Origin of the sequence: Nonomuraea sp. KM90, from assembly GCF_052246675.1 — a bacterium.
GTDB lineage: Bacteria > Actinomycetota > Actinomycetes > Streptosporangiales > Streptosporangiaceae > Nonomuraea.
The window spans coordinates 42,840-51,559 of record NZ_JBQQCB010000079.1 but is presented as its reverse complement, the minus strand read 5'-3'; the positions used below and the strand labels follow the sequence as shown (position 1 = coordinate 51,559).

Here is an 8,720-nt window from a genome sequence, read left to right as displayed (position 1 = left end):
CCTCCCCCCCCTCGCCTTGGTGCGGGTAAGCGTGAGGTTCGGGGCGCAGCGCGACTACGACGGCAACTGGCTCGGCTACGACGGCCGGCCCGCGGCCGTGAAGACCTCGCTCGCCTACACGCTGCGCCGCCTGGGCAGCGACTACGTGGACGTCTACCGGATGGCGCGGGCGGACCCGGCCGTGCCGATCGAGGAGACGGTCGGGGCCATCGCCGAGGAGGTGCAGAAGGGGCGCGTACGGCACATAGGGCTGTCCGAGGCCGGCGCCGAGAGCATCCGGCGGGCCCACGCGGTGCACCCGATCGCGGACGTGCAGCTCGAATACGCGCTGCTGACCCGGGGGATCGAGCGGGAGATCCTGCCCGCCTGCCGCGAGCTCGGGATCTCCGTGACCGCGTACGGGGTGCTGTCCCGGGGGCTGATCAGCGGGCACTGGCGCAAGGACCGCGAGCTGGCCGCCGGCGACTTCCGCGCCACCAGCCCGCGCTTCTCCGGCGACAACCTCGCGCACAACCTGGGGCTGGTGGACGCGCTGCGGGCGCTCGCCGAGACCAAGGGGGTCACGGTCGCGCAGCTGGCCATCGCCTGGGTGCTCGGGCGGGGCGCGGACATCGTGCCGCTGGTCGGCGCGCGCACCCGGGAGCGGCTGGCCGAGGCGCTGGGCGCGCTCGACGTGACGCTGACGGAGCGGGACCTGGCCGCCATCGAGGCCGCCGTCCCGCAGGACGCCGTCGCGGGCACCCGCTACGGCGAGGCGCAGATGGCCCACCTCGACAGCGAGCGCTGACCACCCCGCCCGCTCGGCGGCGCAGCGCTCGGTGGGCGCGCAGCGTTCGGCGAGGGGCGCAGCGTTGGCGAGAGGCGCAGCGTTCGGCGGGCGGCCCGGCGTTCGGCGAGGGCTCAGCGTTCGATGAGCGTGACCTCGAGGGAGTAGTGCGAGGCGCGGTAGACGTGCGAGCCGTGCTCGACGGCCCGGCCCTGGTCGTCGTACGTGGTGCGGATCATCGTCAGCAGCGGCGCGCCGCGGCGCTCCTCCAGCAGCCGGGCCTCCGCCTGGGTGGCGGATCGTGCGCCGATGCGCTGGTTGGCCACCCGCATCCGCACGCCCGCCCCGCGCAGCAGCTCGTACAGGCCGCGTCCCTCCAGATCCGCGGCGCTGAGCTGGGCCAGGCCCGGCGGCAGCCAGTTGTGCAGCACGGCGAGCGGCTCGCCGGCCGCGAAGCGCACCCGCTCCAAGTAGAGGATCTGGGAGCCGGGCTCCACGCCCAGGACCCGGGCGATGTCCTCCTCCACCGGCCGCGTCTCCAGGGCCAGCACCTGCGTGGCCGGCTCCTGCCCCGCCCTGCGCAGGTCGTCGTACAGGCTGGTCAGCTCGACCGAGCGCTTGACCTGCCCGTGCACCACCTGCGTGCCGACGCCGCGCTTGCGCACCAGCAGGCCCTTGTCCACGAGATATTGGATGGCCTGCCGGATCGTGGGCCGCGACAGGCCCAGTTTGTCGGCCAGCAGGATCTCGTTGTCCAGCCGCGAGCCGGGCGCGAGATCACCCCGGCGGATGGCCTCGGCGATCTGCTCGGCCACCTGGAAATAGAGCGGCACCGGGCTGGATCGGTCCAGGTCGATGCCCAGGTTCGCGGTCATGCTGATCAGCTTAACCGAGGTCAGAATGTCCAGACAAATGAGTCATGGCGTGTGCGGCGGGCGCACGGGAGGTAGAGGAGAGGGCATGGACGCGACATACCTGCTCGACACCGCCACCGAGGCGGCCAGGGCCGTCGGCCCCCGGCTGCGCGCCGCCTTCAGGTCCCGGCCGGGCGTGGCCACCAAGCGCGACTTCCACGACCCGGTCACCGAGCACGACCGGGCCGCCGAGGACACCATCCGCTCCGTCATCGGCGCCCGGGCCCCGCACAGCGCGATCGTCGGCGAGGAGGGCGGCACGACCGGCTCCGGCGACCTCGTCTGGTACGTCGACCCCATCGACGGCACCGCCAACTTCGCCGCCGGCCTGCCGTTCTTCTGCGTCTCCATCGCCGCCGCCGTCCGCGGGGAGCTGGTGGCGGGCGTCGTGTACGACCCCGTACGCGGCGACGAGTTCACCGCCACCACCGAGGGCGCCTGGTGCAACGGCGAGCCCCTGCGCAGCGCGGGCGCGACCGGCGACCGGGAGGCCATGCTCCTGTCCAGCTACCCGACCCCGCTCGACCTGGACGAGGACGGCGACGTGGCGCTGCGCCGCTACGGCCGCTTCCTGGAGTCCTTCTCCGCCGTCCGCAAACCCGGCAGCGCCGCACTCAAGCTCGCGCACGTCGCCGCCGGCTGGTCGGACGCCGCCTACGGCACCCGCTCCCACCCCTGGGACGTGGCGGCCGGAGCCCTGCTGGTGCGCCGGGCAGGCGGCGTCTACCTGGGGGATCCGCTGGTCAAGGGGGACTATCTGGCGCATGTGGGCGGGTTCGACCTGGAGCGCTCGGTGCTGGCGGAGGTGGCGCCCCGGGAGCTCAGCCCAGGACAGCCGCCAGCTCCGCCAGTGAGGTGATGCGGGGGAAGCCGGCGGGCGCGGGGTCGCTGCCGTGGCGGTCAAGCCAGACCGAGCGCATCCCGGTCACCGCCGGGCCTGTCACGTCATTGGTCACGTCGTCGCCCACCAGCAGCACCTGCCGCGGCTCCAGCCCGAGCGCCGCGGCGGCAGCCGTGTAGGAGGCGGGCGCGGGCTTGAAGCAGCCGCCGAGCACCTCGCCCGTCAGCACCGGCCCGACCAGGCCGTCCAGCCCGATCGCGCGGACCTTGTCCTCCTGCATCCGCTGCGCGCCGTTCGTCAGGACCCCGAGCGCGAACCCGCCCAGCCCCGCCACCGCCTGCGCCACGTCCGGGAAGGCGGCCCAGTTCCGGCGGTAGCGGGCGGCGAAGTCGGCGTAGGCGGCGTCGAGGTCGTCCGGTACGGGGACGGCCAGCTCCGCGCACAGGGCGGCCAGGCGCAGGCGCCGCTGCTCCTGCACCGAGCACCTGCCCGCCTGCCACATCGCCAGGTAAGGACCTTCGAGCTCGGCCCAGAGCCCGGCCACCTCGGCCAGGCGCGGGTGGCCGGGGGAGCGGTCGGCGAACCAGGACACGATGCCGGTGTCGGCGGCCGTGCGGTGGTCGAGCAGGGTGCCGTCGAGGTCGAACAGGATCCCCTTGACGCCGGCCGGCGCGGGCGCGGTCACCGGGCGGCCCCGGCGTCAGGAACGGCACCGGTCGCGGCGTGGGTCGCGGGCGTGGTCACCGGGCGGTTCCGGCGGCGATGCGGGCCGCCGTCTCGCGGGGCGGGTAGCCGAGGGTGAGGCCGCGTACCGACAGGGGGGCCTGCGCGAAGAGGGCCTCGGCGTCCTCCGTCAGCACGTAGTCCAGCGCCGGGGAGCGGGACCGGTGCGCGTCCAGCGCCGCCGACTCCCGCTCGGCCAGCTCCCGGGGCAGCGCCTCCTGGTAGTCGGCGATCAGCGCGTCCAGGTCGAAGAGCTGGGAGTACCGCTCCGAGGTGCCCGCCACCACCCGCACCAGGTCGCCGTCGTGCTTCGCGTGGTAGACCAGGTTCGTCCCGCCGCTCTTGGCGAACCAGCGCAGCGCCTCCGGGGCGGGCAGCGTGAAGGCGCCGTACGGCTTGCGCCCGTACAGCAGGGCCTCGGCGATCCACCGGTCGCACCACAGCTCGTCGCGGTAGGGCGCCGGCGAGCGGGGGTCGACGGTCAGGCCCTGGGCCAGCACCGGGTTCCAGGCCGATACCAGCGGGCTGCTGAAGCGCGGCATGCGCGGGCCGCGCCACTGGCTGAGCGCGTAGCCGTACCATACGGTGACGACCTCGACCCGGAGCCTGGGCAGGGGGCGCTCGTAGGTGCCGTTCATGATCTGGCCGCCGTCGGGGTGCCGCCATGGGCCGGGCGTGATGTCCGCATCTGTGGGGACCGGGGGAGTCCGGTAGTCGGGATGGAGAATCCACGCGTCCGCCACAGTCTCTGCCTTTCCGATTGGGCGTATGCATTACGTGTCAGACCACTAGAGTGGCAATCGTGCATCACCCGTCACTCCGTTGCAATAGACCAGGTGTAAACGCTGATTTTTGTCATCGGCGGTTGTGACAGACGTATGCAGTTAAGCGTTGTAGCGGCCCGGCTCTCCTCGTTGCGGGCCGGGAGCAGCCTGTCGATGAAGTCCGCGGCCGAGGCCGCCGGGCTCAACACCTCCACGATCTTCCGCATCGAGCACGGGCTCGTGGCGCCGCGCGAGGCCACCGTGCGCACCCTCCTGGAGCTGTACGGCGAGGGCGAGCACGCGCCCCGGCTGCTGTCGCTGCTGCGGGAGGAGCGGGTGCCCGGCTGGTACGACGCGCCCGGGGTGCCGCTGGGGCTGTCGGCGTTCCTGGAGTTGGAGGACCAGGCGCAGGTGATCTACACGTACTGCCCGCACCAGGTGCCCCCGCTGCTGCAGACCCCCGCGTACGCCCTGGCCGCCGCGCCGGCCACCCTGCCGCCCGGGGCCACGTACGAGCGGGCCGCCCACGCCGCCGGGCTGGTCGCGGTCCGGCAGAAGGTGCTCGACCGGCACCGCGGGCCGCACCTGTGGGCCCTGCTCGACCGGCCCGCGCTGCTCGACCCGCCGCTGTCCCGGCCCGAGGACCGGGTGGCGCAGCTCGACGCGCTCGCCCTGGCCGCAAAGCAGCCGCACATCGCGGTGCAGATCTCCCGGCCCGCCGCCGAGAGCGGCTACCTCTACCAGGGGCCGCCGTTCACGCTGCTGCGCTTCCCCGACCGGGACCGTCCGGACGCGCTGGTGCTGCACCTGCTGCACGCCCCGGTGGTGGTCGAGGACCGGCGGCGGGTCGAGGAGCACCAGCAGGCGTTCGCCCGGCTGTCCCTGTCGGCCTACCCCGTGGACGCCACATCCGAGGTGCTGGAAGGGGTACGCGCCACGCTTTCCGGCTGACAGGATGAAATCTGGTCGATCGGGACGGAGGTCACCAGGTGCCCAAAGACGACAGTCCGGTCGTGTCCCTCGCCGGGGCCAGCAGCGCCCGCATGTACGACGCCGCCCTGCGCGGGAAGCAGAACTTCAGCGCCGACCGCGAGGCGCTCGAGCTGGCCGAGCGGCTCAGCGCCGACGCCGCCACCGCCCTCGTCGCGCACCACCGGCACGTGCACCGGGTGGTGCGGCACCTGGCGGGTCGGGGGGTGGACCAGTTCGTGCTGTACGGGACCGGGCTGCCCAGCACCGGGCAGGCCCACGAGACCATCCACGCGGTGTTCCCGCCGGCCAGGGTGGTGTACGCCGAGCAGGACCCGTACATGCTGGCCCACGCCCAGGCGGTCACCGCCAAGGGCAGTGACCGGGTCAGGGTCGTGGGCTGCGACCTGGCCGACCCGGCCGGGCTGCTGGACGACCCCATGGTGCGGACGTTCGTGGACTGGGCCGAGCCGGTGGCGGTGGGTGTGCTGTCGGTACACGAGATCCCCATCGGGGACACCGCCTGGGCGGCGGCGCTGCGCCGGTCGATGGCGGCCGGGAGCCATCTGTGGCTGACCGCGCTCAGCATGGACGCCTACGACGAGGAGATGCGCGCGGCGGTCTCGGCCGCCAACCGGGACCTGGGGCTGACGGTGCACTTCCGGCGCCGGGAGCAGGTGCTGGCCCTGTTCGGCGGGCTGGAGCTGCTCGATCCCGGCCTGGTGTGGGCGCCGCAGTGGCGGCCGGACGGGAACGAGGCGCCTGTCGCGCCCGAGCGCACGGCCTGGCTGGCCGGCGTCGCCCGCGTCGGATAACCGGATCGCGCGAGCCCGCGCTCTCCCCGCTTGCCCCGGTCTGCCGTGCGCGCCGGTCCGGCGGTTGCGTGGGGGTCAGTGGTGCTGGCGGAACTCGCCGGCGCGGCGTACGTGGTCGATCATGATGCGTTCCGCGCGCTCCCCGTCGCCCGCCTCCAGCGCGGCCAGGATGCCCTCGTGCGCCGCCAGCTGCACGTTGACCTGCGTCTCGTCCAGCCACAGCGACGCCTCGGCCGGCACCGGGAAGCTGTTGCGCACCGACCTGGCGTGCTCGCCCAGGAAGGCGGGGCCGCCGATGTCCACGATGCGCAGGTGGAAGCGCAGGCTCTGCTCGCCGAGCCGCTCGTGCCTGCCGTGCGCGGCGTCGTCCGCCATGGAGGTGTGCAGCTCGCGCAGCGCGGCCAGCTCCTCGGGGGTGATCCTGGCCGCGGCCAGGCGGGCGCCCAGGCCCTCGACGACCGAGCGCACCCCGTAGTACTCGGCCAGCGCCTCGTCCCCCAGGTCCACCACGGTCGCGCCGTGATGCGCCTCGTAGCTGATCAGCCGGTCCTTCTCCAGCCTGCGCAGCGCCTCGCGGACCGGCGTGACCGAGACGCCGAGGCGCTTGGCCACCTCCCCGGCCCGCAACGCCGTCCCTCCGGGGATCCGCGCGCTGCGGATCTCGTCGAGAAGCACGCTGTAGACGTACTCGGCCTTGCTCATGGGCGGCCGCGGCTCGCTGGTTGACATGTCCCCAAGTGTCGCGCATAACGGTCATTCGGTTGACCTATGACATATTTCTTATAAGTTACATGCTTATGACGAGCCTCGACGGCCTGCGGGTCATCGACGCGGCGACGCTGTTCGCCGGTCCTTCCGCCGCGATGATGCTGGGCGACTTCGGCGCCGACGTGATCAAGATCGAGCATCCCCGCCGCGGCGATCCCTCGCGCGGCCACGGCGCTTCCGTGGACGGGGTGGGCCTGTGGTGGAAGACGCTGTCGCGCAACAAGCGCACGGCTGCCGTGGACATGTCGCGCCCTGAGGGGCAGGACATCCTGCGCCGCCTGGCCGAGCGGTCCGACGTGCTGATCGAGAACTTCCGCCCCGGCACCCTCGAACGCTGGCACCTGGCCCCCGAAGACCTCCTCGAGCTCAACCCCCGGCTGATCGTGGCGCGGATGACCGGGTTCGGGCAGTTCGGGCCGATGGCCAAGCGACCGGGCTTCGGGACGCTGGCCGAGGCCATGAGCGGCTTCGCGGCCATGACCGGGGAGCCCGACGGGCCGCCGACGCTGCCGCCGCTGGCCCTGGCCGACGGCATCGCGGGCCTGGCCATGTCGTACGCCATCATGGTCGCCCTGCGCGCCCGCGAGCAGACCGGGCGCGGGCAGGTCATCGACCTGGCCATCATCGAGCCGATCCTGGGCCTGCTCGGGCCGCAGATGAGCGCGTACAAGGCGCTGGGCGTGGTGCCGAAGCGCACCGGCAACCGCTCCAGCAGCAACGCGCCGCGCAACACCTACCGCACCCGCGACGGCCGCTGGCTTGCGATCTCCACCAGCGCCCAGCCCATCGCCGAGCGCGTGGTCACCCTCGTGGGACGGCCCGACCTGGTGGCGGAGCCGTGGTTCGCCAGCGGGCACGGCCGGGTGCAGCACGTGGACGAGCTGGACGAGGCGGTCGCCTCCTGGATCGCCGAGCGGGACGCCGACGAGGTCATCGCCAGGTTCGAGGAGGTGCAGGCCGCGGTCGCGCCCATCTACGACGTCACCGACCTGGCCGAGGACCCGCAGTACGCGGCGCTGGGCACGTTCGTGGAGGTGCCGGACGAGGAGCTCGGCTCGGTCACCATGCAGAACGTCCTGTTCCGCATGTCGGACACGCCGGGCGAGATCCGGTGGCCGGGGCGGCCGCTCGGCCGGGACACCGACGAGGTGCTCGGCGAGCTCGACTACTCCGGCGAGCGGATCGCCGCCCTGCGCGCGGACGGGGTGATCGCGTGACCACCTCCAACCCCGTGACCTGGCTGTACGTGCCCGGCGACCGGCCCGAGCGCTTCGCCAAGGCGGTGGCGTCGGGCGCCGACGTGGTCATCATCGACCTGGAGGACGCCGTCGCCCCCGCCAGGAAGGACGAGGCCCGCCGGAACGCCGTCGCCTACCTCCGCGACCGGCCGGACGTGAGCTGCCAGGTGCACGTGCGGGTCAACGACCCGGCCACCGCCCGCGGGCGCGCCGACGTGGCCGCCGTCGGGGACCTCGCCGACGCCGTACGGCTGCCCAAGGTCGAGTCGGCCGCCGTGATCGACGCCCTGCCCGGCGCGGCGCCCGCGTACGCGCTGCTGGAGTCGGCGGCCGGGATCGTCGCGGCCGGGGAGATCGCCGGCCACCCGCGCGTGGCGGGGGTGGCGCTCGGCGAGCAGGACCTGTCCGCCGAGCTGGGCATCACCGACGAGCAGGCGATGAACCACCTCAGGCTCCAGGTCGTCCTCGCCGCCGCGGCGGCCGGGCTGCCGCCGGTGCCCATGTCCGTCTACCCGGACATCAAGGACGAGGCCGGCCTGCTGGCGTCCTGCCGGGCGGGCCGCGCGCTCGGGCTGTTCGGCAGGACCGCGATCCACCCGCGCCAGATCCCCGCGATCCGGCGGGCGTTCCGGCCGACGGAGGAGGAGGCGGCCAGGGCCGCCGAGATCGTGGCCGCGGCGGAACGGGCCGAGGCGGCCGGCATCGGCGCGGTGGCGCTGCCCGACGGCCGGTTCGTGGACGCCCCCATCGTGGCCAGAGCCCGCCGCACCGTCGACCTGGCCCGCCGCCTCGCCGACCCCTCGCCGTCCGACTCCCCGCCGTCCGCCCCCCTGCCGTCCGACCCCCTACCGTCCAACCCTCTGCCGTCCGACCCGCCGTCCGACCGGCCGGTGTCCGGCACCTGACCGAAGGCGCGAACGGC

General features: G+C 73.8%; 10 protein-coding genes. 6 read left to right on the top strand and 4 right to left on the bottom strand.

From position 1 onward, the window contains the following. Positions 1-787, top strand: a 787-nt coding sequence (locus tag ACTWPW_RS44275) for an aldo/keto reductase (RefSeq protein ID WP_443172246.1), incomplete at its 5' end; no start/stop codon positions are given. A 113-nt stretch (positions 788-900) separates the two neighbouring features. On the opposite strand, the gene ACTWPW_RS44270 is transcribed toward ACTWPW_RS44275, so the two are convergent. Beyond that, positions 901-1,641 carry a GntR family transcriptional regulator gene (locus ACTWPW_RS44270; protein WP_364131444.1) on the bottom strand — a complete coding sequence of 247 codons (741 nt, stop codon included), beginning with the start codon at positions 1,639-1,641 and terminating at the stop codon, positions 901-903. An 85-nt stretch (positions 1,642-1,726) separates the two neighbouring features. Between ACTWPW_RS44270 and ACTWPW_RS44265 the strand changes: the two genes are divergently transcribed. Continuing rightward, on the top strand, positions 1,727-2,539 hold the full coding sequence (locus ACTWPW_RS44265) for an inositol monophosphatase family protein (RefSeq protein ID WP_375113938.1): 813 nt from the start codon (positions 1,727-1,729) through the stop codon (positions 2,537-2,539). Here ACTWPW_RS44265 and ACTWPW_RS44260 read toward each other — a convergent pair. Together ACTWPW_RS44260 and ACTWPW_RS44255 are read right to left on the bottom strand one after the other, a co-directional pair. Then, positions 2,502-3,206, bottom strand: a complete 705-nt coding sequence (locus ACTWPW_RS44260) for an HAD family hydrolase (RefSeq protein WP_375113937.1) — start codon at positions 3,204-3,206, stop codon at positions 2,502-2,504. The two genes, ACTWPW_RS44265 and ACTWPW_RS44260, sit on opposite strands and share 38 nt — an antisense overlap. A gap of 55 nt (positions 3,207-3,261) precedes the next feature. After that, complete coding sequence (locus ACTWPW_RS44255) at positions 3,262-3,987, bottom strand: hypothetical protein (protein WP_375113936.1); 726 nt, start codon at positions 3,985-3,987, stop codon at positions 3,262-3,264. A 135-nt stretch (positions 3,988-4,122) separates the two neighbouring features. Between ACTWPW_RS44255 and ACTWPW_RS44250 the strand changes: the two genes are divergently transcribed. Continuing rightward, complete coding sequence (locus tag ACTWPW_RS44250) at positions 4,123-4,959, top strand: Scr1 family TA system antitoxin-like transcriptional regulator (protein ID WP_375113935.1); 837 nt, start codon at positions 4,123-4,125, stop codon at positions 4,957-4,959. Between the two features lie 38 nt (positions 4,960-4,997). Further along, positions 4,998-5,792: an SAM-dependent methyltransferase gene (locus ACTWPW_RS44245; RefSeq protein ID WP_375113934.1), complete on the top strand. Its 795-nt coding sequence runs from the start codon at positions 4,998-5,000 to the stop codon at positions 5,790-5,792. Positions 5,793-5,867: 75 nt separating this feature from the next. On the opposite strand, the gene ACTWPW_RS44240 is transcribed toward ACTWPW_RS44245, so the two are convergent. Next, positions 5,868-6,521, bottom strand: coding sequence for a GntR family transcriptional regulator (locus ACTWPW_RS44240; RefSeq protein WP_443172245.1), 654 nt, complete (start codon positions 6,519-6,521; stop codon positions 5,868-5,870). A 68-nt stretch (positions 6,522-6,589) separates the two neighbouring features. On the opposite strand from ACTWPW_RS44240, the gene ACTWPW_RS44235 reads away from it, so the two are divergent. Together ACTWPW_RS44235 and ACTWPW_RS44230 are read left to right on the top strand one after the other, a co-directional pair. Next, complete coding sequence (locus ACTWPW_RS44235) at positions 6,590-7,777, top strand: CaiB/BaiF CoA transferase family protein (protein WP_443172247.1); 1,188 nt, start codon at positions 6,590-6,592, stop codon at positions 7,775-7,777. After that, entirely contained in the window at positions 7,774-8,703 is a 930-nt protein-coding gene (locus ACTWPW_RS44230) for an HpcH/HpaI aldolase/citrate lyase family protein (RefSeq protein WP_443172244.1), read from the top strand. The genes ACTWPW_RS44235 and ACTWPW_RS44230 overlap by 4 nt, the downstream gene beginning before the upstream one ends. The last annotated feature ends 17 nt before the right edge of the window (positions 8,704-8,720 follow it).

Bases quoted from the DNA above. Each gene is read 5' to 3' on its own strand.
- ACTWPW_RS44240 (WP_443172245.1), bottom strand. From the start codon at position 6,521: ATGTCAACCAGCGAGCCGCGGCCGCCCATGAGCAAGGCCGAGTACGTC.
- ACTWPW_RS44250 (WP_375113935.1), top strand. From the start codon at position 4,123: ATGCAGTTAAGCGTTGTAGCGGCCCGGCTCTCCTCGTTGCGGGCCGGG.
- ACTWPW_RS44235 (WP_443172247.1), top strand. From the start codon at position 6,590: ATGACGAGCCTCGACGGCCTGCGGGTCATCGACGCGGCGACGCTGTTC.
- ACTWPW_RS44270 (WP_364131444.1), bottom strand. From the start codon at position 1,641: ATGACCGCGAACCTGGGCATCGACCTGGACCGATCCAGCCCGGTGCCG.
- ACTWPW_RS44265 (WP_375113938.1), top strand. From the start codon at position 1,727: ATGGACGCGACATACCTGCTCGACACCGCCACCGAGGCGGCCAGGGCC.